Raw genomic sequence first — 20,309 nt, forward strand, 5'->3', positions numbered from 1 at the left:
CGTCCGTACCATGGGACGCACGGCCGCCCGCGCGTGTCGCGACCCGACACCTCCCCCGAGGGCGGCGGTACCACCCCCAAGGAGGCGTTGCACGTGACCGAGGACCGGACCCCCGCGGTGGCCGAGAACCCCGAGGCCGAGGGCGGCGAGGAGCCGCCGCAGTTCAAGGGCCGCAAGAACGGCCTCTACGGCGAGATCTCGGACGAGCTGTCCGCCTCGATGAAGTCCGGCTGGGCCGACACCGAGCTGCACGGCCTCTCCCCGATCGCCCAGGCCCGGTACGCCGCCGAGCGCCGCGCCAAGCTGTCCGCCGCCCACCCCGGCGTGCGCCTGGTCGTCCCCGCCGGCAACCTGCGGGTGCGCGCCAACGACACCGACTACAACTTCCGCGCCGCCAGCGAGTACGTGCACCTCACCGGTGACCAGACCGAGGACGCGGTGCTGGTCGGCGAGCCGACCGGTGACGCGGGCCACGAGTTCACGCTCTACCTGCTGCCCCGCTCCGACCGCGAGAACGGCGAGTTCTGGCTCGACGGCTACGGCGAGCTGTGGGTCGGCCGCCGGCACAGCCTGAGCGAGCAGGAGCAGCTGCTCGGCCTGCCGGCCCGCGACGTCCGCAAGGCCGCCGAGGAGCTGGCCGAGCGCGCCAAGGGCTCCGCCGTGCCGACCCGGATCGTCCGCGGCTACGACGCCGGCCTGGAGGCCGCGCTCGCCGACGTGCTGGACGCCGACGAGGACGCCGGGTTCAAGGAGTTCCTGAGCGGCCTGCGGCTGGTGAAGGACGAGTGGGAGATCGGCGAGCTGCGCGCCGCCTGCGACGCCACCGTCAAGGGCTTCACCGACGTGGTCCGCGAGCTCGGTCAGGCCGTCGCCACCTCGGAGCGCTGGATCGAGGGCACGTTCTGGCGCCGCGCCCGGGTCGAGGGCAACGACGTCGGCTACGGCACCATCGCCGCCGCCGGCCCGCACGCCACCACCCTGCACTGGGTCCGCAACGACGGCGACGTGCGCCCCGGCGAGCTCCTGCTGCTGGACGCCGGCGTGGAGACCCACACCCTCTACACCGCCGACGTCACCCGCACCCTGCCGATCAACGGCTCCTTCACCGAGCTGCAGCGGAAGATCTACGACGCGGTGTACGACGCCCAGGAGGCCGGCATCGCCGCGGTCAGGCCGGGCGCCCGCTTCCGCGACTTCCACGAGGCCTCGCAGCGCGTCCTCGCCGAGCGGCTGCTCGCCTGGGGCCTGCTGGACGCCTCGGCGTACGATGTCGAGAAGGTCCTGGAGCTCGGCCTGCAGCGCCGCTGGACCCTCCACGGCACCGGCCACATGCTCGGCCTGGACGTCCACGACTGCGCCCACTCCCGCCGCGAGGAGCACGTCGACGCCCTGCTGGTGCCCGGCATGGTGCTCACCGTCGAGCCCGGCCTGTACTTCCAGCAGGACGACCTGACCGTGCCGGAGGAGTACCGCGGCATCGGCGTCCGGATCGAGGACGACATCCTCGTCACGGCGGACGGCAACGAGAACCTCTCGGCGGGTCTGCCGCGCCGCTCCGAGGACGTCGAGGCGTGGATGGCCTCGCTCTCCTGACCCGAGCGCCGGAGGGCCAGGCCCCCGTCACACCGGGGGGCCGGGCCCTTGCGCCCGTCGGTGGGGGTCAGCGACGAACGGCGGGACGGACCGTGGTGACGGCGCCGTAGTGGCCGTCCGAGTCACCGCCGACCGCGATCTCCACCGGCCGGGCCGTGTCGGCCCGCTTCAGGCCCACCCGGACGGTGTACTCGGTCGGGTCGCCCTTCATCACACCCGTCAGCTGGGACGGCGCCACTCCGAGCAGTCCGTTGCAGTCCGGGGCCACCTCGAAGTTCTTCCACTCGTCACGGACCTTCACCTCCACGGTGACGTCCTGCCAGGTCAGGCCCTCGCTGACCGCGAGGGGCAGCCGCACCACGGGGCGCAGCAGGCCCGGACCGTCGGGCGACGAGACCGTGAAGGTGAACTCGGTCGGGGTCTTGCCGAGGACGAGGTCGGTCGGGGCGGTCACCGAGGTCACGACCGGACGGTGGCTGTCGACGACCGCCGTGTTCACCACGCTCTTCGCGACGGTGGCGAAGGAGTGCGGCACCACGGCGTCCGCCTCGACGGCCAGCTTGCCGGGCTGGTTGCGCGCGTCGAGCACCATCCGGTACTCGACGGTCCGGCTCTCACCTGCCGCCAGGGTGAAGGCCGCGTCGTCGCCCGTGCGCGCGTAGTCCATCCCACCACCCTGGCTCAGCGACGGCAGGGCCTTCCAGCCGGAACCGTCCTTGCGCTCCAGGGTGCCGTTCGCCATCGCGAGCACCTGCCGGCACTGCGCGCCTTCGAACGGCTGGGTCGCCACCACCGGCGCCACCTGACGGCTGCCCGAGGCGTCGTTGTTCTTCCAGGTCACCGAGAAGGACACCCGGTCGCCGATCTCGACCCGCCGGTTCTCGTCCAGGCCGTTGAAGGTGATGCCGATGTCCTGGGCCCCGGTGCCGCTCCCGGCGGTGGACGGGGTGCCGCTGCCGACGGTGGACGTGGTGCCGCTCTTCGCGTTGTCGCGGGAGGTGCTCCCCGTGGTGCTCCGCGAGGTGCTCCGGGCGGCAGGCGCGTCCCGGTGGCCGTGGGTGGCGGGGGTCGACACCCCGGCGGAGGTGGCCGCCGCGGTCGGGGCGGGGGTGGAAGGGGTACCAGGCGCGGTGCCGAAGGGGGTCGCCGGTGCGCTGACCGCGGGGGCGGCCGGGCGGGTGGCGCTTGCGGCGGACTGGCTGCCGTTCTCCTGGGGGCCACAGGCGGCGAGCCCGACGGCGGTGACGACAACAAGCGGAACAATCTTCGCAATACGGGCGACAACGGACGTGCTCATGTGACAGCCCCCCAAGGACCTGGTGAAGATGATGGTGACGGTGATCGGGTGTGCGGGCGCCTCGTCCCTCGTCCCGAGGAGCCGGCCCGAGTCCCGGCCCCGCCGGCTCGCTCCCCGCCTCTCACCCTGATAGACGTGCATCCCCCCAGGGGGTTGCACATGGGTTCGGAGATTTTTCCGCGAACTCCCCTGGACGCCGAAAGGCGCCGCGACCAGGGGAGGAATCCCTGGTCACGGCGCCTCAGCGGTCCGGCGCGCTACTTCACGACCGTCACCGGAACGGTCTGGGCGCCGAGGACGACCAGCGGCGACCCGACGTACGGCAGTGTCGCCCGGGCGATCACGGGCATCGTTCCGGGACCGTCCGCCGGGTCAAGCGTCAGTCGGTACGTCACCTTCCGGCTCGCGCCCGGTGCCAGTGGGAACCAGGCCGCCTTGTCCACCATGGCGTAGTCCATCCCGCCCCCCGGCGAGATCGTCGGCAGCTGGGTCCAGTGGTCGCCGTCCTGACGCTCGAGCTTGCCCACGTTCATGTCGACGGCCCCGCCGGCCGGCGTCCCCGCGTACTGGTCGGTGTACACCAGCGGCTGGATCTGGGCGTAGGAGTTCTGGCCGGTGTTCCGGTACGTCACCGTGAAGGTGACCGGGACACCCTTGTTGGACACCTGCTGCCCCGGACCGAGCCCGTCGGAGATCGTGACGGCGATGTCGTCGGCGCTCGCGCGGGCGGGCGGCGGCGAAGCGACCGGCGCCTTGTGGCCGCGCACGTCCAGACTGTCGACGATCGACTGCAGGCCGGCCTGGTAGTCAGCCTTCAACCCGTTCGCCACGACGTACACCTGGTCCGGACCGATCCCCCACAGTTGGGCCGTGAAGGTGTCGCCCGGCTTGCAGGTGACCTGCCACTGCGTCTTGTCGGCCGTCTTCCCGGCCACCGCGGGCCGGGTCCGTACGGGCGCGCCGACCGCCGAGTAGGCACCGGCGGGAACGTACGGCCGGCCCCAGATCGGACAGTTCGGCTGGTGGCCCCAGCCGGAGCCGGAGGCCAGGTCGTCCGTCGTCGGCCAGGCGCCGCCTTCGAGTTCGTCCGGGCTGTCGTAGGCCACGACCAGGACGCCGTACGGCTCGCACTGCGTCTGGCTCCAGTTCTGCTGCGAGTCGGTGGGGGCACCCGGACTCAGGACGCAGACCCGGTCGGCCGAGACCGGCACGGCCTTCCACCCGGCCGGAACCCTGAACTTGACGCCCCGGAAGGTGTACGAGCTCGCCGGGCTGGTCGCCGTGGGGGGCGAGGACGGGGTGTCGTCGTCCGCCAGCGGCACGTCCGTCTCCGCGTCGCCGGTCGGAGTGGCGGCCGTGGTGGGGGTGTCGGTCGCGGTCGCGCTGGGCGTGGGCGTCGGGCTCGGGGAAGTGGTGAGGCTGGCGGCCGGGGGCGGGGGGACGTCCTGCTTGGCGACCGGGCTGCCGTGCAGGGCGACCACGCCGATCGCCGCGGCGGCGGCGAGGCCGAGCAGCGGCACGGTGACGGCGTACACCGGGCGCAGCCGGCGCACCCGGCTCCTCGGGGGTGCGGCCGGGCGCAGGTCGTGGGCGGTGATCAGGGACGTACGGGCGTTCATCGCCTCCCGGAGCAGCCGTTCCATCGGGGTCCCGGCCGACCCGTCGTCGTCACCGCCGCCCGGGCGGTGGGGCTTGTCGGTCATCGAACCTTCTCCAGGTGCTTTTCCAAGGCGTCCAGGGCGCGACTGGCGGTGGACTTCACGGCGCCCCGGGACAGCCCCAGGGTCTCGGCTATCTGCGCCTCCGACATGTCGGACCAGTAGCGCAGCACCAGCACCTCGCGCTGGCGGGGGGTCAACTCCTGCAGGGCGACGAGCACCCGCCGGTGTTCGTCGTTGAGCACCGCGTGGTCCTCGGCGGAGGGTGCGTCGGGCTCGTGCGGGGGCACGTACTCCCGGGCGGTCTTGCGGCGGCGCAGCATCGAGCGGGCGCCGTTGACCACCGAGGTCCGCAGGTACCCGAGCGCGTTGTCGAGGTCGTCCAGGTGCTCGCCGTGGCGCTGGTAGAGCTGGGTGAAGGCCTCCTGCACGACGTCCTCGGCCAGGTCCTGGTGGTCGACCAGCAGGACGGCCATCCGGACCAGGCCCAGCCGGTGGGCGTGGTACAGGTCGGTCAGGCTGGGCCGGTCCTCCGCGGGCTTGCGGCCGCCGCGCAGCAGCCGGAAGCCGGAGCGGCGCCGGGCCGCCTGCTGGTCCGTGGTGAGCGGGTGGTCCGGCTCTCCGGCCTCCTGCGCGCCGAACAGTGCGACGACCGCTCCGCGGACTCCGCGGGCTCCCCGGACTCCGCGGACGGAGAGGCCGTGCTCCCGCCGTGGCGCGGCGAACGGCCCGATGGCCATGGACATGTACGGTTCCGCTTTCCCCCGGGACGGTGACGGCGTACTCCGCCGGACCGTCAGGCACCTGATGTCGATCTTGATCGGGGAGATCCTCGCAGCCACCTCCGGCCCGGCTCCCTCCGCCCCCGTAGCAATGGACGTGTGGAACGGGAGGAGGTTGCAGGGGGATTCGAAGAAACATCCGGGGTGGCCGAAACAGCTACACTCACCGGGATTCCGCCACCCGTGAACAGGGGGTTCCGCATGGCCGAGCCGATCGCCGAGCCGACCACCGAGCCGAACGGCGGGGACCGGGTCGCCCGGTCGCGCCCGGTGGCCGTCACCATCGGCCGGCGCCCGGAGCCCGTGCACGACGTCGCGGTGTACGCCTTCGAGGGCATGGCACCGTTCGAACTCGGCGTGGTGGTCGAGGTGTTCGGGCTCGCGCGGCCCGAGTTGGGCGGACTGCTGGCGGCGCCCTGGTACGGCCTGAAGGTGTGCGCCGACCGACCGGGGACGGCACTGGACGCGGTGGGCGGCTTCGCGCTGACCGCCCGGCACGGCCTGGACGACCTCGCGGCGGCCGACACCGTCGTCATCCCCGGCGTGCGCAACGCCTTCAGCGGCGTGGGCGCACCTGGGGGAGTCTCCCCCGGTCTGGTCGAGGCGCTGCGGACGGCGCACGAGCGCGGCGCCCGGATCGTGTCGATCTGCTCGGGTGCCTTCGCGCTGGCCGCCGCCGGGCTGCTGGACGGCAAGGAGGCGACCACCCACTGGCGGTACGCCGAACTGCTCCAGCAGCGGTACCCGCGGGTGCGGGTCAACCCGGACGTCCTGTACGTGGACCACGGCGACGTGCTGACCAGCGCGGGCAGCGCGGCCGGCATCGACCTGTGCCTGCACCTGGTCCGCCGGGACCACGGCGCCAAGGTGGCCAACAGCGTGGCCCGCCGCTTCGTGGTGGCGCCGCACCGGGACGGCGGGCAGGCCCAGTTCATCGAGGCCGCGGTCCGCCCGGTCGAGGAGGACGAGGACGGGGTCGCCCGCAGCATGCAGTGGGCGCTGGACCACCTGTCCGAACCGCTGACCGTCTCGGCGCTGGCCCGGGCCGCCCGGATGTCGGACCGCTCGTACCTGCGGCACTTCACCGCACGCAACGGCACCAGCCCGATGCGCTGGGTGGTCACCCAGCGCATCGCGGCCGGTCTTGCGCTGCTGGAGACTCCGGAGGGGACGGTGGAGGAGATCGCCGCGGCCGTCGGCTTCGAGAGCGCGGCGACCTTCCGGCACCACTTCGGCCGGGTGATGCGCACCTCGCCGACCGCCTACCGGCGCTCCTTCGGGCGCGGGGTGGCGTGACCCGCCCCGCCTGCCGCTACGCCTGCTCGTGGCGGTCGGCGTTGGCCACGATGGCGTCGTGCAGCCACTGGGCCAGGCCGGGGGCGAGCTCCTCGTAGGTGGTGGTCCAGCGCGGGTCCGAGACGTACAGGCAGGCCAGCCCGCGGTGGATGGTGAAGGTGCAGTCGTAGAAGTTCCGGCAGATGTGCTGCCGGTGGGCCTCGGCGAGGTCCATGGCCGCGGTGCCCTCGGCGGGCTCGCCGGCCGTGACCGCCTCGGCCAGGCGGGCGTTGAGTTCGGTCATCTCGGTCTGGATGCGTTGCCAGTCGGCCTTGGTGTAGCCGCCGGTGCGGCGCTGGGACTCGGCCCAGGCCTCGGTGTCGCCCCAGCGCTGTTCGGCTTCCTGCTCCCAGTCCTCCTGGTAGCCCTCGCCGAAGATCTCGAACTTCTCCTCCGGGGTCAGCTGAATGCCCATCCTGCGTGCCTCCATGGCGTGTTCGACGGCTGCGGCGAGGTCCTGGAGGTGCCGGATCCGGTCGGTCAGCAGCTGGTGCTGCCGCCGGAGGTGCTCGCTCGGGCTGACCGAGTCGTCGTCCAGGATCGCCGCGATCTCGTCCAGGGGGAATCCGAGCTCGCGGTAGAACAGGATCTGCTGCAGCCGGTCGAGGTCGGCGTCCACGTAGCGGCGGTAGCCGGCCCGGGTGCGCCCCGCGGGGGACAGCAGGCCGATCTCGTCGTAGTGGTGCAGGGTGCGGACGGTCACCTTGGCGATCTTCGCCACGGCGCCGACCGAGTGGCCCTCGTCCTCGCTCATCCGGAAACTCCTCCCTGGTGCTGACTCCACCCTGCGCTCTCACGTCGCGTGAGGGTCAAGCCGCCTCTCCGGGCCGGGCTCAGACACCGACCGGCTCCCGCTCGCGCCGCCGGGCCGGGCTCAGGCGTCGACCAGCTCCCGCTCGCGCCGCCGGGCCGCCCGACGGCGCCCGTCCCCGCCGCCCCGGGCCGATGGCCGGGGTCGGCGGGTCTGCTGGGTGGGCCAGAGCAGCACGTACACGGCGGAGACCACCACGAAGGCGAGCCGGACGAAGCCGCGGGCCGAGTCGGACGGGAGGAACAGCGTGCCGCCGTACAGCGCGCCCAGCGCGATCCAGCTCCACCACGGGACCAGCCGCTTCTGCCCGACCGCGTCCCAGAGCAGGGTGCCGAGCAGGATCGAGGCGGTGTAGTACGTGTAGACGCTCGGGTCGAGCAGGATCCGGGCGTCCGCGCCGAGCAGCACAACGGCGGGCCAGCGGCCGCGCCACACGGCGACGCAGCCGAGGCCGATGCCCAGCGCGAACTGGGTCGGCCGGTCCCACCAGGGCGTGGACGGGTCGGTGACCCCGAACCAGCGCAGCGCGGAGGCGGGCTGGTTCGGGATGGTGAACTTGGCCGCCGCCATGGTGTCCAGGTTGCCCAGGTAGAACGGCAGCCAGGCGATCGCGACGAGGAGGCAGAACCAGAGCGCGGTGCGCAGCCAGGCGGGCCGGGGCAGGGCCAGGACCAGCGGGGCGAAGGCGATCGCCCAGGGTTTGGAGTCGACCGCCAGGGCCAGGAAGACCGCGACCTGGACGGGCTTGCCGCGGGCCAGGGCATGGGCGGCGAGGGTGGTGAAGAACAGCGCGAGGACGTCGTCCAGGTGCGCGAAGCGGACCGAGACCTCGACCCACATCGGGATGAACGCGAGCCCGGCGATCAGCAGGCGCTGCTGGAGCCGGCGGTGGTTGGTGCCGGTGCCGAGGTAGTGCAGGGCGGCGGTGCGGCCGACCAGGACCAGCATCACCAGGCCGAGCCCGGCGCTCACCGCCTCGGCGACCAGCTGGCCGACGTGCGGGGAGAACGGGGCGGTGAGCCGGGCGGCGGCCAGGCTGACCGGACCGATCTGCAGCTCCGGGTGGTGGGCGTAGAGCGAGAGGCCGCCGTCGGGCTGCCCGCTGAAGAGCAGCTGCTCGCCCTGGCGCAGGTAGTGCCAGGAGAAGCCGCCGCTGGGCTCGACCAGGAAGAACCAGAGCACTGTCCACGCCGTCAGCAGCACGTGGTGCCTACGGAGTGGCAGGCCCGCGATCCGACCGGTCGCGGATTCGTAGTCGGTGGTGGTCTGTGCCGTGCGTTCTCCCCGCACCTGTCCCTCTCCCCGCCGTTCCGCCCCCTCCGGCCGGACATCCTATGTGACGGAGGAGAACGGCCCGTGCCGCCCGGAGGTCCGTCAACGAGGACGGCCGGGCGGCACGGGGGTGGTCGGGGTGCTCAGGAACAGCTCCCCGTTCCGTCAGTCGCGGGTCAGCTCTGCTGCCCGGCCTTGCGGCGGCGCAGCACCACGAGGGTGCCGACACCGGCGACCAGCACGGCGCCGCCGGCGGCCGCGATCGCGGTGGTGTCATCGCCGCCACCGGTGGTGGCGAGGCTCTTGTCCGCGTCGGCGGCGGCCGACTTGGCCTTGGTGACGACGGCCGGGGTGATCTTCGGCGGGGTGACCTTCGGCACGTCCACCGGGAAGTCGATCGGCTGCTGGGCGTCGGTGCTGCTGCCGGACGGGGCCGGGGTGGTGGTCGCGCCGGAGTCGCTCGGGGAGGCGGACGGCGAGGCGGTGCCGGTGGCCGGGGTGGTCGGCGCGGGGGTGGTCGGGGCCGACGTGGTCGGGGCCGGCGTCGTCGGCGTGGTGGTGGGGGTCCCCGTCGCGGTGGTCGAGGACGACGCGGTGGCGGTCGGGCTCGGCTTGCCGGTCTTGGTCGGGGTGGGGGTCGGGCTGGGCTTGCCACCGCCACCGGCCTTGATGGTGAAGCCGGCGCCCTTGATCCCGTCGCAGCTGAAGCGGCCGTTGTCGGACTCGTCGTCGGCGTTGGCCGAGAAGACCACCGGCACGACGCCGGCCTTGCCCAGCGGGGTGTCCTTGGTGAAGGAGACCCGGACGTCGATGTCGATCCGCTTGTCCGGGGCGAGGTAGAGCAGCGCGTCGTCGGCGGGGCCGCCGTCGCTCACGCCACCGAGCAGGATCAGCACCGCGCTGTCGTCGCCGTCACCGCCACCGGGCGCGATCGAGCCGGTCCGCCAGGTGCCGCCGCCGGGCAGGCCGGCCGGCAGCTGGTACTCGACCTTGAGGTCCTTGGCCTTGAGCGTGCCGGCCTTGTTCTTGAACTTCAGCAGCGGGAAGGCGACGAAGTCGTTCTTGGTCGAGTTCTGGATCCGGTAGGAGAAGACACGGGCGTCGCCGCCGGCGACGAAGGTGTCCGGGACGCCGCGAACCGAGAGGTCGAGGCTCTGGTGCTTCGCCTGCGCGGCCTGAGCGGCGGCGGACGGGGCGGCGGCGGACGGGGCGGCGGCGGACGGGGTGCCGGCGGACGGGGTGCCGGGGGAGCCGACGGCCATGGCGCCCTGCGCGCCGGTGAGCACCAGCGAGGACGTGAGCGCGGCGACGCCGGCCAGGGCAAGACTGCGACGTATGGACAAGAGAGACCTCACGGAAGTGTCCGGGCGAGGCCCGGGCGCGAGGGGGCGGCCGCAGACGCCGCGAAACCCCCCGCGAAGCTGAAAGTCCGACGGAGAGTACCGAACGATCCAACCACTCCGGAAGGCAGGTGGCCCGCTGTGGCCCACTTCCGGGGCCAGGGCGTCCGAATCGCCCCAACTACGTCCACTATCAGGGCTTTTGTGCTGCGGCAAAAGATGAGCACAGAGTGACGGGTACACGTCCGGACGGACAGCACCGCACGGCTCTCGATGGCGTGAATGCGTCAGTCGGTCCCGGGCCGGCGTGACGCCCGCCCGGGACCGCGGCGTCGGATCGGCCTCAGCCTCGGCCCCGGGCTCAGCACCGGCGCCGGCCTCAGCCGGCGAAGAAGGACTTGGCCACGATCAGCGCCCGCTCGTCGCGCAGGACGTCCCCCGGGCGGGTGCCGTTGCCGATCAGCGCGCCGCCCCAGCGCATCCCCATGTACTCGGCGGTCAGCTTGAGCGTGCCGATCATGGGCTCGGCCTTGTCCTCCGTGCCGGCCAGGACGGTGACGCCCCAGAGCGTGCCCCCGTTCATCCCGGCGCGGAAGTCCACCCCGGGCACCCGGAACCAGGCCGACCAGTAGTCGAGGTAGAGCTTGGCGGTGGTCGGCAGCGTGTACCAGTACACCGGCGCGACGAACACCAGGTCGGTGGCCTCCAGGGTGGCCTCCAGCAGGGTCTTCTCGTGGCCGACCGGCTCCGGGTAGCTGCCGTCACCGGTGTGCCGCAGGTCCTGGAAGGGCGGCAGCGGGTGGTCGGCGAGCCGCAGCCAGCGCTGCTCCGCACCCTCGGGCAGGCTCGATTCGGCGGCGAGCCGGGCGAGTTGTCCACTGTTGCCGCCGGCCCGCGAGCTGGCGTCGAGGAACAGGAAACGGCGCGGCGCCTCGGCGCCGGACGACTGAACGGTCATCGGTACTCCCCCTGTCAGGTGTTGCGGACAGAGGTGCGAGCACCCGCCGCGCGCCGGGTATTCCACGCCCGCGCCCTGACCGGGGGCCCGCGCGCCGCCTGTCCCACGCTGCCCTGCGCTTCGGGTAAGCAGGGCAGGCAGGAGTCAGGGCGTGCTCGGTCCGGCAGGGCTGCGGGGCAGTCGGCGCGTGCTCAGTCCGGCAGTCCGGCCCGGCGGCGGGCGACCTCGGCGACGGCGGCCCAGTCCTTCTCGCCGTCACCGTGCGCCAGCGCGTCCAGGAAGGCGTCCCGCAGGATCCCGCCGAACGGCAGCGGAACGTGGCGCGCGGCCCCGGCCTCCAGCGCCAGGCCGACGTCCTTGAGCCCGAGCGGCAGCCGGAACCCGGCCGGCTCGTACCGGCGTTCGGCCACCATCGAGCCGTAGCCGGAGTAGATCGGCCCGGGGAAGAGCGTGCCGGTGAACATCTCCACCAGGTCGGTGGGCCGCACGCCGTGGGCCTCGGCCAGGCTGCACGCCTCGGCCATCGACTCGATCGCGCAGGCCAGCAGGAAGTTGGTGCTGATCTTGGCGGTGTTGGCCTGCCGGGGCGCGTCACCGAAGTGCCAGGTGCGCTCGCCCATCGCTGCGAACAACGGCTCGGCCCGCTCCAGCAGTGCGGGCGCGCCCGCGGCCAGGATGTTGAGCTTCCCCGCCTCGGCGACCGGGGGCCGACCGAGGACGGGCGCGGCGACGTAGCCGATGCCGTGCCCGGCGTGCAGCTCCTCGGCGCGTTCGGCCAGCGTCAGCGAGACGGTGGCCATGTTGACGTGCAGGGTCGCCTTCGCACCCGCCAGCAGCTCGGCATCGAGCAGCAGCCCTTCGACCGCCTGGTCGTTGGCCAGCATGGAGACCACCGTGTCGGCGGCGAACACCTCGGCGAGCGAACCGGCCGCCTCCGCCCCCTGGGCCACCAGGGCGGCCACCGGCCCGGGCGAGCGGTTCCAGACCCGTACGGCGTGGCCGGCCCGCAGCAGGCTGCCGGCCATCCCCCGCCCCATCGCGCCCAGCCCAACGAAACCGACCGTCGCCCCGCTCATCCGCGCACTCCCGTCGCCGCCGCCCACCCGTACGGTGGTTCGTCCGGGGCAGACTGTACGTCAGGATCCCTGCGGTTCCAGGGCGATCGGCGCCCGTCGTGCCCAGACGCTAGGCGACTCGGGCCGGACGGCGGAGCCGGCTCGCGGCGGCCCCGCGCTCCAGCTCGGTGACCACGCGGTGGCGCAGCAGTTCGTACTGGGCCTGGAGCCGGCCGGGGCGGGCCGGGCGGGCGACCGGACGGCCGGGGCCGACCAGCTCCTGCGGACCGAACTGCTCGCGGGTGAGGTCGATCTCGAAGCCGGTGGCGAAGCGGTTCCACCAGTGGAGGTCCGTCCGGACCCCGTCGACGTACACCTCGCCCATCATCAGCTCGCCACCGAGCAGGTCGTGCACCACCATGGCCGTCACACCGCACTGGCCGCGGGCGGGATTGTCGGGACGCCAGTGGGCCAGGTCCTCGGGCGCACAGGTGTCGACACCCCAGGAGGAGCGGATCGCACGTTCGATGTCGTTGAGGGTCCACGCCGTCATACCGGGAAGCCTGCCACGCGGCACTGACAACGACACCGGCTTTTCCAAGGGTCACCGCCTGTTCTGCGGCGCCCCCTCCCCTGTTCACCCGAACGAGGACGTGGTGGGGTGGCGGGCGAGAACACGTCCGGCCGGTCGGCGCCCCGGAGGCTGGCCGACCGGCCGGGGCGGGTCACCGCGCCACGGGCAGTCCGTCTCGGTCACTTCGCCAGCGCGGCGACGCCGGCCTGCGCCTGGTGCTCGCCACGTACGACACCGACGCCGACATCACCCGGGCCATCGCCGCGGGCACCACCGGCTACCTGCTGAAGGCCGAGCGGCCGGAGGAACTGTTCGCCGCCGTCCACGCGGCCGCACGGGGCCGGACGGTGCTCTCGCCGCCGGTCGCCCCCCCCCCCGGGTGATGGCGCAGATGCGGGCGCACGCGCCGCAGCTCACCGAGCGCGAGCAGGACATCCTCGAACAGCTGGTGCAGGGACTGGGCAACCGGGAGATCGCCCGGGCGCTGTTCATCAGCGAGGCCACGGTGAAGACCCATCTGGGCCGGGTCTACGACAAGTTGGGCGTGGACACCCGGGCGGGGGCGGTGGCGGTGGCCAAGGAACGCCGGCTGCTGCGCTGAGCGCGCGCCGTCGGAAGGACCGGCTCGACCGGGCTCCGGGGACCATCACTGCGCTGGGCACTCGCGCAGTGTCACTCCGTGCTGACATGATGCATGGAATGTCGGATTCCAAGCCTTCCGTTCGCCGGGCCTGAGGAATGCGGCGGCGGCCTCGCGAAGCTCTGACGAACCCCCAACTGCCTGGTGGGACGCCCATCACACCCGCCCGACCGGACCACCACGATTGTGGATTTTTCGTGGATCCCACTATTGACAAACCAACCACGCGGTTTGTTAGCTTGAGATCAACGACGCCCCCGGTGGAGGGGGCTCGCCGGGTCTGTGCGGACGCTCTCGCCGGAGGGTGATGCCAGGGGGGACGGCGGGATTGCCGGGGTGTCGGGGGGAGCGGCAGCGCCGAAGCCGCGCGACGAGGCGGGGGGGGGGGGGGGGGGGGGGGGGGGGGCCCCCCCCCCCCGGGGGGCGGGGGGGGGGGGGCGCGGGGGGGGGGGCCCCCCCCCCACGCCTCCCCCGGTCGTCACCCCTGCCGCGCCACCGTGACCCGCCCCCCCGTTCACACCAGCGCGCTCCAGTACGCGCAGTGCACACGGGGCAGCGGCGCCGGGTCGGGTTCGCCGGCCCCCGGCAGCGCGGGCACGCGCTCCGAGCAGGCCACCCCGAACAGGCTCGCGGTCAGCCGGATCTCTCCGAACTCACCGAAGCACAGCACCAGTTGCGACCCGTCCCGAGTGGTGGCCGCGACCCCGGGCCGGTCCCGCCCGGCGTTCAGCGAGGTGATCGTCCACCCGCGCCGCCGCCACTGCCGCTCCACCATCTCCGCCAACTCCGGTCGCCGGCCCGGGGAGACGACGGTGAGCACGTCACGGCCCCGGGTGACGTACCAGAGCACCTCCGGCCCACGCCGACCCGGCGCGGACAACCGCACCCCCGCCCGCGGCACCGCCTCCTGCCACTCCGGTGCCGGCCGAACGGCGCCCATCGTGTCCTGAAGCAGGGTCTCGCAGCGCTCCCCGGCATCGAGCTGATCCACCGTCACATCCGGCGCCAGCACCGGCCACCAGTCCGGCGCGGCCGACGCGCCACTGCGGAAACCGTCCGGGCATCCGAGGTTCAGTTCGGCACCACCTGACTGCACAGGGCCCTCCGTACTCCTCCCGGCGTTCAACCCGGGCAGGCATTCCGTCACTGCTTGGACGGTAGCCGGGTACGGACAGTTCCCTCATTCACTCGACCAAATTGCACTGTACGGTGCAGTTGAATCAGTGATCTGCACCGTGTAGTTTACTTGAGCCACCGTCAAGGCCGCCGAGAACCGCCCGGCCCCGGCCCAGCACACCGATCCGGAGGAACCCCGCCATGCCCACCATCACCGTCGGCACCGCCCGCATCCCCTACCGCATCGTCGGCGACGGGCCCGACACCCTCGTCCTGGTCCACGGCACCGGCCCCGGCTCCGGCATGTGGGACGCCATGCTGGACGCCTTCACCGACCGCTACACCGTGCTGCTGCCCGACCTCTCCGGCAGCGAGGCCGCCGAGGACGACGGCGCCCCGCTCACCCTCGAAGCCCTCGCCGAGCAGGTCAACGCCGTGATCGACCATGCCGGCCGCGGCCCCGTCGACCTCCTCGGCTTCTCACTCGGCGCCGTCGTCGCCACCGCGGCCGCCGCCCTGCGCCCCGACCAGGTCCGCCGCCTGATCGCCACGGCCGGCTGGATCAGCGCCGAACAGGACGAGTACCTGCGGCTCTCCATGGCCACCTGGCTCTCCCTCGCCGACGACCCCACCGCCTTCGGCCGGTACGCCACCCTCACCGCGTTCAGCCGCGGCTTCCTGAACCGCATCGGCCGAGCGGCCGTCGAGGCCAACACCGCCTACATGCAGCCGACCCCTGGCACCCTGCGCCACATCACCCTCGACCTCACCCTCGACCTCGCCCCGCTCCTCCCCCGCGTCCAGGCCCCCACCCTGGTGATCGGCTGCACCCAGGACGCCACCGTCCCGGTCGAGAACACCCGCCGCCTCCACGCCGCTCTCCCCACCAGCACCTACACCGAGTTCGACACCGGCCACATCGCCCCCGCCGAAGAGCCCGCCGCCTTCGTCAAGACCGTCCGCGACTTCTTCGCCACCGCCTGACCCCCCCGGCCCCTGACCCGAACCGGCACCCCGAAAACACGAAAGCCGCAGGTCATGTGACCTGCGGCTTTCGGTATGGAGCGGGCGACGAGAATCGAACTCGCGCTCTAAGCTTGGGAAGCTCATGTTCTACCATTAAACTACGCCCGCCTGATGAGCCGTCAGAGACCGCTCGATCCAGTGTCACTGTACCCCATCCGTCGCCGTGGTTGCACGGCCGGCCGGGGGTCGTGGCGGAGCCGGACGGGGGAGGGCGGGGGGCGTACTGTTTGGGCCGCGTGTGAGTGCTCCGGTGGGTGTGGGGTCGGGGCGGCGAGGCATGGTGTGGAATGTCCGGAACATCCCCTAATGTGACGCTGCCCTTGGGCCTGGCCGCCTGGGCGCGATGAGTACGGGTGAGTACTGGGTTAGGGATGGGAAGGGGATCGATGGAGCAGCGCGCCGTCGTTCGTTGTGCCGAGGGGCACCTGTTCAGCACCACCACGTTCCCGATGCAGAACCTCGGTCCGGGCCGGCTCGGGCCCGGTCGGTTGATCCGCTGTCCGCAGTGCGGACGGCTCCGGAGCTCGGTGCTGGCCGACGTGCGGGAGCTGTCCACGGCCCAACTGGCGCAGGCGATGCGGTCGGAGGCCGCTGAGTTCCTGGCCTGACGGCCGGCGGGAGGACACCGGGGCCCCGGACGGATTCGTCCGGGGCCCCGTCGTGCACGTAACCTCGAAGCGTGCTGCTCTCTGACAAGGACATCCGGACCGAAATCGACCTGGGCCGGGTCGTCATCGACCCGTTCGACCCGGCGATGATCCAGCCGTCGAGCATCGACGTGCGTCTCGACCGCTTCTTCCGCGTGTTCGAGAACCACAAGTACCCGCACATCGACCCCTCCGAGGAGCAGCCGGACCTGACCCGGCTGGTCGAGCCGGACGGCGACGACGCGTTCATCCTGCACCCCGGCGAGTTCGTGCTGGCCTCGACGTACGAGGTCATCACCCTGCCCGAGGACGTGGCCTCCCGGCTGGAGGGCAAGTCGAGCCTGGGCCGGCTGGGCCTGCTCACCCACTCCACGGCGGGCTTCATCGACCCCGGCTTCAGCGGCCACGTGACGCTGGAGCTGTCGAACGTCGCGACCCTGCCGATCAAGCTCTACCCGGGGATGAAGATCGGGCAGCTGTGCCTGTTCCGGCTCTCCTCGCCGTCGGAGCACCCGTACGGCTCCGAGCGCTACGGCTCGCGCTACCAGGGCCAGCGCGGCCCGACGCCGTCCCGCTCGTACCTGAACTTCCACCGCAGCCAGGTCTGACCGCGCCACGGCTCTGACCTTTCGCCGCGACTCTGACCGCACCACGACCTGACCGCACCACACCGGAGTGCACGCACGGCGGGGGGGCCGCCCCCCCCCCCCCCGGGGGGGCGCCCCCCCCCCGGGGGGGGGGGCCCCCCGGGGGGGGGGCCGCCCCCCCCCCCCGGGGGGGCCGCCCGCCCGCAGCGTTTCTCAGGCCCGCTTGGGGCTGGTGACCGCGACCAGCTCGGCGCCGTCCTCGGACAGCCGCAGCTCGGTGCGCAGCTCGGCGAGCTCGCCGAGGTGGTGCAGGTGGGTGCCGCCGCAGAAGATCTGCGCGCCGCCCTCGGGCAGCTCGCAGTGCCACTGGCGGCGGGCGGTCAGCTCGGGGCCGGGAACGTCGATCCGGACCGGGGCGTCGGCCGCGACCCAGGCGACGAGCTGCGCGTTGACGGCCTCGGTGAGGGCCGGCAGGGCGTCGGCGAGGGCGGGGAGCTCCTCGGTGGCGTCGACGGTGAAGCCCTTCTTCTTCAGCGACTTGCCGAGCCGGTAGGTGTCCGTGCTGGCCTGGGTGTCCATCACCGAACTGGCCATGGCGAGGCTGTCGAAGTCGGGGTTGCCGAAGGCGTCCGAGCGGCCCGGATCCTTGCGCCAGCGCGGGGCGAGCGCGGCGTTGAGGGCGAGGGCGAGCAGGTGGCAGCCGCTGTGCGAGGCGCTCAGGGCGGCCCGGCGCCCGGCGTCGACGGCGAGGACGGCGGTGCGGCCGGTGAGGTCGCCGGGGTCGGCGTCCAGCACGTGCAGCACCAGCCAGGACCACTCCTCGTCGCCGCGCTTGACCGGGATCTCGGCGCCGACCAGCGGGGCACCGCCGTCCGGGCCGACCGCGCCGGTGAGGCAGTCCACCACGGCCAGCTCCCTGCCGTCGACGGTGAGCGTGCCGTGGTCGGCCGGCTGGTCGGGCCAGGTGTGGTCGAGCGGGTGGAACGGGGTGGCCCCGGTCACCACCGCGTACCGGCCGTCCGCCAAGGGGTGCACCGCCAGCACCGGGGACTCGCCGGTCACCGCCCCGGTCGGGAAGCTGACGTGGGTGGTGGGGAGGGTCATGGCGCACTCCGTGGCTGGGACTGGGGCTGGACGGGGGTGGGCGGGCCCCGCGCCTAACCGGCCGGACCCGCCCACCATTGTGCCCTTCGCCCCTCAGCCCAGTGTCGGCAGCTTGATCAGCACCAGCAGCGCGACCAGCTGCAGGGCCGCGGCGCCCGCCGCCTTGCCCCAGGGCAGGTCGTGCACCCGCCGGACCATGCTGGTCAGCAGGTACGCGCAGAGCATCCAGGTGGCCCAGCCGACGGCCTGCACCACCGCGCTGCCGGAGGGCAGCACCAGGTCGAGCAGCAGCCGGGGGGCGTCGGTCAGCCAGCCGATCAGCGCGGCCAGGCCGACCGTCGACTTCCACGGGCCGTCGCCGCCGAGCTGGCGGGCCAGCGCGTAGGTGACCGTGCCGAAGACCGCCCCGGCCACGGCGAAGCCGACGGCCGCGGCGAACAGACCGGTCAGCGCGACGGAGAAGGTCGAGTTGACGATGTCGTCGTGGGTCAGCCCGATGCCGAGCACCGCGAGCACGCCGTACAGCAGCGAGACGGTGAGGGCGGGCAGCCAGACCTGGTGGTCGCGGGTGCGGTCGAAGATCGCGGTCGGGGTGCGGAAGATGCCGACGAACAGTTCGCGCCACTGCGGCCGGGGCCCGCTCACGTGCGGGGCGGACTGGCCGCCGGCGCGGTAGACGGTGACGTTGTCCTGGCCGTAGGGGGGCTGCTGGTCCTGGCCGCCGTACGGCGGCGGGGGCTGCTGCCCGTACGGCGGCTGCTGCCCGTAGCCGCCGTCGTAGTGGCCCGGCCCGGCCGGCTGGCCGTAGTACGGCTCCTGCTGGTACGGGTCACGCTGCTGCTGGTACGGGTCGACGAGCGGGAAGGCCCGGGTGTTGCCGGGCCGGTCGGCCGCGTACGGGTCGTACCCGTCGCCGACCGTGCCTCCCGGACCGCCGTGACCGCCGGGACCGCCCGGTCCGCCCCGACCGCCGGGACCGCCCACCGGCCCGCCGGCCGCCGTCGGATGCGCGGCCGTGAAGTACTCCGGGCCGTCCACGGGCCCGTCCGTCCGCCCGTACCCCCCGGGCGCCCCCGCAGGCGGCGGAGGAGGGACCGGCCATCCGCCGTGCGGACGGTCGGCGCCCTGACCGCTGTCGTATCGATTACCAGCCACGCTCCGAAGGTACCCGTCCGGCCCAATGCGCGTCGGCCCCGGACGAAGCCGGGGCCGGTTTGCAGCGAGCCTGAGACGAACGGGTCCGAAAGCCGCCCCCGGAGCCGGGCCGGAGGAGCGGACCGAAGGAGCCGCGCCGGGGCAGCCGCGCGGGGCAGCCGCTACCGCTGGGCGGTGACCGAAGGCCCGTGCACCGCCGCGGCCGCCGTGGTGCCGGCCGGGCAGCCGCCCGGGCCGGCCGTGGTGCGCACGGCGCCGACCGGCAGCAGGGTGCCGCAGGCGATCCGGATGCCGGTCGGCAGCTCGTTGTCGGACTCCACGATCGCGCCGTCGCCGATCACCGCGCCGTCCAGCGCCGAGCGGTCGCCGACGGTGGCGAACGCGCCCACGATCGAGTCCTTGACCAGGGTGTCCGGGCCGATCACCGCGCCCGGCAGGATCACGCTGCCCTCGACGATCGCGCCGGCCTCGACCACCGCGTCCGTGGAGACCACGGTGCCGCCACTGAGCACCGCGCCCGGGTGGACGGTGGCGCCGGGCAGCAGCAGGGCGTCGCCGGTCTGGCCGGGCACGGCCGGGGAGTCGACCTTGCCGAGCACCAGGTCGGCCGAGCCGCGCACGAACGCGGCCGGGGTGCCGAGGTCCAGCCAGTACGAGGTGTCGACGACACCACGCAGCAGGGCGCCGGTGGCGAGCAGCTCGGGGAAGGTCTCGCGCTCGACGGACACCTCCCGCCCGGCCGGGATGCGGTCGATGACGGACCGGGTGAAGACGTAGCAGCCGGCGTTGATCTGGTCCGTGACGATCTGCTCCGGCGTCTCCGGCTTCTCCAGGAACTCCAGCACCCGCCCGTTCTCGTCGGTCGGGACGAGGCCGAACGCCCGCGGGTCCTCGACCCGGGTGAGGTGCAGGGTGACATCGGCTCCGGCGGCCACGTGGCCGTCGCGCAGGGCGGCGATGTCGAGGCCGGAGAGGATGTCGCCGTTGAACACCAGGACCGGCTCGTCCGGGCCGCAGGTCAGCCCGGAGGCGGCGTTGCGGATGGCCCCGCCGGTGCCCAGCGGCTCGCGCTCGGTCAGGTACACCAGCTCGATGCCGTACGGGGTGCCGTCCTGGAAGTGGTCCTCGAACACCTCGGCCAGGTAGGAGGTGGCCAGCACCACCCGGGTGACCCCGGCGGCGGCCGCGCGGGCCAGCTGGTGCGCGATGAACGGGACGCCTGCCACCGGCAGCATCGGCTTGGGGGTGTGGGTGGTCAGCGGACGCAGTCGCGTGCCCTTACCACCGACGAGCATGATCGCCTCGGTCATGGTCTGCGCTGTTCCCCTTGTGGTCTCTGCGGCCCGGCCCGGCGGGCCG

Annotated in this window: 17 protein-coding genes, 1 tRNA gene and 2 pseudogenes; 6 read left to right on the plus strand and 14 right to left on the minus strand. The window is 73.2% G+C overall.

Annotated features, from left to right (window positions below):
• Positions 1 to 93 precede the first annotated feature (93 nt).
• Complete coding sequence (locus ACH4J0_RS08865) at positions 94 to 1,593, plus strand: aminopeptidase P family protein (RefSeq protein WP_396237731.1); 1,500 nt, start codon at positions 94 to 96, stop codon at positions 1,591 to 1,593.
• A 67-nt stretch (positions 1,594 to 1,660) separates the two neighbouring features.
• On the opposite strand, the gene ACH4J0_RS08870 is transcribed toward ACH4J0_RS08865, so the two are convergent.
• The 3 genes from ACH4J0_RS08870 to ACH4J0_RS08880 all read right to left on the minus strand — a co-directional run bounded on the left by ACH4J0_RS08870 (position 1,661) and on the right by ACH4J0_RS08880 (position 5,294).
• Positions 1,661 to 2,890: a hypothetical protein gene (locus ACH4J0_RS08870; RefSeq protein WP_396237733.1), complete on the minus strand. Its 1,230-nt coding sequence runs from the start codon at positions 2,888 to 2,890 to the stop codon at positions 1,661 to 1,663.
• Positions 2,891 to 3,147: 257 nt separating this feature from the next.
• The gene (locus tag ACH4J0_RS08875) at positions 3,148 to 4,593 is read right to left on the minus strand and encodes a hypothetical protein (protein ID WP_396237735.1); all 1,446 of its coding nucleotides are present in this window, start codon (positions 4,591 to 4,593) and stop codon (positions 3,148 to 3,150) included.
• Complete coding sequence (locus ACH4J0_RS08880) at positions 4,590 to 5,294, minus strand: RNA polymerase sigma factor (RefSeq protein ID WP_396237737.1); 705 nt, start codon at positions 5,292 to 5,294, stop codon at positions 4,590 to 4,592. The genes ACH4J0_RS08875 and ACH4J0_RS08880 overlap by 4 nt, the downstream gene beginning before the upstream one ends.
• 237 nt (positions 5,295 to 5,531) lie before the next feature.
• On the opposite strand from ACH4J0_RS08880, the gene ACH4J0_RS08885 reads away from it, so the two are divergent.
• A complete protein-coding gene (locus ACH4J0_RS08885) occupies positions 5,532 to 6,626 on the plus strand; it encodes a helix-turn-helix domain-containing protein (RefSeq protein WP_396237739.1) in 1,095 nt (364 codons plus the stop codon).
• Between the two features lie 16 nt (positions 6,627 to 6,642).
• On the opposite strand, the gene ACH4J0_RS08890 is transcribed toward ACH4J0_RS08885, so the two are convergent.
• From ACH4J0_RS08890 to ACH4J0_RS08915, 6 genes are all read right to left on the minus strand, one after another.
• Positions 6,643 to 7,419, minus strand: coding sequence for a MerR family transcriptional regulator (locus tag ACH4J0_RS08890; RefSeq protein WP_396237741.1), 777 nt, complete (start codon positions 7,417 to 7,419; stop codon positions 6,643 to 6,645).
• Positions 7,420 to 7,539: 120 nt separating this feature from the next.
• A complete protein-coding gene (locus tag ACH4J0_RS08895; protein WP_396237743.1) occupies positions 7,540 to 8,766 on the minus strand; it encodes a hypothetical protein in 1,227 nt (408 codons plus the stop codon).
• 158 nt (positions 8,767 to 8,924) lie between these two features.
• Complete coding sequence (locus ACH4J0_RS08900) at positions 8,925 to 10,091, minus strand: LPXTG cell wall anchor domain-containing protein (RefSeq protein ID WP_396237745.1); 1,167 nt, start codon at positions 10,089 to 10,091, stop codon at positions 8,925 to 8,927.
• Between the two features lie 376 nt (positions 10,092 to 10,467).
• A complete protein-coding gene (locus ACH4J0_RS08905) occupies positions 10,468 to 11,046 on the minus strand; it encodes a flavodoxin family protein (protein WP_396237747.1) in 579 nt (192 codons plus the stop codon).
• A gap of 191 nt (positions 11,047 to 11,237) precedes the next feature.
• Positions 11,238 to 12,122: an NAD(P)-dependent oxidoreductase gene (locus ACH4J0_RS08910; protein WP_396237749.1), complete on the minus strand. Its 885-nt coding sequence runs from the start codon at positions 12,120 to 12,122 to the stop codon at positions 11,238 to 11,240.
• A gap of 109 nt (positions 12,123 to 12,231) precedes the next feature.
• Positions 12,232 to 12,654 carry a hypothetical protein gene (locus ACH4J0_RS08915; RefSeq protein WP_396237751.1) on the minus strand — a complete coding sequence of 141 codons (423 nt, stop codon included), beginning with the start codon at positions 12,652 to 12,654 and terminating at the stop codon, positions 12,232 to 12,234.
• Positions 12,655 to 12,887: 233 nt separating this feature from the next.
• Between ACH4J0_RS08915 and ACH4J0_RS08920 the strand changes: the two are divergent.
• A pseudogene (locus ACH4J0_RS08920) lies at positions 12,888 to 13,276 on the plus strand (LuxR C-terminal-related transcriptional regulator); the annotation flags it as partial.
• 553 nt (positions 13,277 to 13,829) lie between these two features.
• On the opposite strand, the gene ACH4J0_RS08925 reads toward ACH4J0_RS08920, so the two are convergent.
• Complete coding sequence (locus tag ACH4J0_RS08925) at positions 13,830 to 14,306, minus strand: hypothetical protein (protein WP_396237753.1); 477 nt, start codon at positions 14,304 to 14,306, stop codon at positions 13,830 to 13,832.
• A gap of 326 nt (positions 14,307 to 14,632) precedes the next feature.
• Between ACH4J0_RS08925 and ACH4J0_RS08930 the strand changes: the two genes are divergently transcribed.
• Positions 14,633 to 15,415: an alpha/beta fold hydrolase gene (locus tag ACH4J0_RS08930; RefSeq protein WP_396237755.1), complete on the plus strand. Its 783-nt coding sequence runs from the start codon at positions 14,633 to 14,635 to the stop codon at positions 15,413 to 15,415.
• Positions 15,416 to 15,491: 76 nt separating this feature from the next.
• On the opposite strand, the gene ACH4J0_RS08935 is transcribed toward ACH4J0_RS08930, so the two are convergent.
• Positions 15,492 to 15,565 (minus strand) — tRNA-Gly (locus tag ACH4J0_RS08935).
• Positions 15,566 to 15,843: 278 nt separating this feature from the next.
• On the opposite strand from ACH4J0_RS08935, the gene ACH4J0_RS08940 reads away from it, so the two are divergent.
• Positions 15,844 to 16,065: a hypothetical protein gene (locus ACH4J0_RS08940; protein ID WP_396237757.1), complete on the plus strand. Its 222-nt coding sequence runs from the start codon at positions 15,844 to 15,846 to the stop codon at positions 16,063 to 16,065.
• 71 nt (positions 16,066 to 16,136) lie between these two features.
• Positions 16,137 to 16,712: a dCTP deaminase gene (gene dcd, locus ACH4J0_RS08945; RefSeq protein ID WP_396237759.1), complete on the plus strand. Its 576-nt coding sequence runs from the start codon at positions 16,137 to 16,139 to the stop codon at positions 16,710 to 16,712.
• Between the two features lie 192 nt (positions 16,713 to 16,904).
• Here dcd and ACH4J0_RS08950 read toward each other — a convergent pair whose 3' ends face one another.
• The 3 genes and pseudogenes from ACH4J0_RS08950 to ACH4J0_RS08960 form a co-directional block, all read right to left on the minus strand.
• Complete coding sequence (locus tag ACH4J0_RS08950) at positions 16,905 to 17,795, minus strand: metal-dependent hydrolase (protein WP_396237761.1); 891 nt, start codon at positions 17,793 to 17,795, stop codon at positions 16,905 to 16,907.
• A 93-nt stretch (positions 17,796 to 17,888) separates the two neighbouring features.
• Positions 17,889 to 18,833, minus strand: coding sequence for a Yip1 family protein (locus ACH4J0_RS08955; protein WP_396237763.1), 945 nt, complete (start codon positions 18,831 to 18,833; stop codon positions 17,889 to 17,891).
• Between the two features lie 362 nt (positions 18,834 to 19,195).
• A pseudogene (locus ACH4J0_RS08960) lies at positions 19,196 to 20,260 on the minus strand (sugar phosphate nucleotidyltransferase); the annotation flags it as partial.
• Between the last annotated feature and the right edge of the window lie 49 nt (positions 20,261 to 20,309).

The organism is Kitasatospora sp. NPDC017646 (genome assembly GCF_044329365.1).
Taxonomy (GTDB): Bacteria; Actinomycetota; Actinomycetes; order Streptomycetales; family Streptomycetaceae; genus Kitasatospora.

Bases quoted from the DNA above. Each gene is read 5' to 3' on its own strand.
- ACH4J0_RS08870 (WP_396237733.1), bottom strand. From the start codon at position 2,890: ATGAGCACGTCCGTTGTCGCCCGTATTGCGAAGATTGTTCCGCTTGTT.
- ACH4J0_RS08875 (WP_396237735.1), bottom strand. From the start codon at position 4,593: ATGACCGACAAGCCCCACCGCCCGGGCGGCGGTGACGACGACGGGTCG.
- ACH4J0_RS08880 (WP_396237737.1), bottom strand. From the start codon at position 5,294: ATGTCCATGGCCATCGGGCCGTTCGCCGCGCCACGGCGGGAGCACGGC.
- ACH4J0_RS08885 (WP_396237739.1), top strand. From the start codon at position 5,532: ATGGCCGAGCCGATCGCCGAGCCGACCACCGAGCCGAACGGCGGGGAC.
- ACH4J0_RS08890 (WP_396237741.1), bottom strand. From the start codon at position 7,419: ATGAGCGAGGACGAGGGCCACTCGGTCGGCGCCGTGGCGAAGATCGCC.
- ACH4J0_RS08905 (WP_396237747.1), bottom strand. From the start codon at position 11,046: ATGACCGTTCAGTCGTCCGGCGCCGAGGCGCCGCGCCGTTTCCTGTTC.
- ACH4J0_RS08910 (WP_396237749.1), bottom strand. From the start codon at position 12,122: ATGAGCGGGGCGACGGTCGGTTTCGTTGGGCTGGGCGCGATGGGGCGG.
- ACH4J0_RS08915 (WP_396237751.1), bottom strand. From the start codon at position 12,654: ATGACGGCGTGGACCCTCAACGACATCGAACGTGCGATCCGCTCCTCC.
- ACH4J0_RS08930 (WP_396237755.1), top strand. From the start codon at position 14,633: ATGCCCACCATCACCGTCGGCACCGCCCGCATCCCCTACCGCATCGTC.
- ACH4J0_RS08940 (WP_396237757.1), top strand. From the start codon at position 15,844: ATGGAGCAGCGCGCCGTCGTTCGTTGTGCCGAGGGGCACCTGTTCAGC.
- ACH4J0_RS08950 (WP_396237761.1), bottom strand. From the start codon at position 17,795: ATGACCCTCCCCACCACCCACGTCAGCTTCCCGACCGGGGCGGTGACC.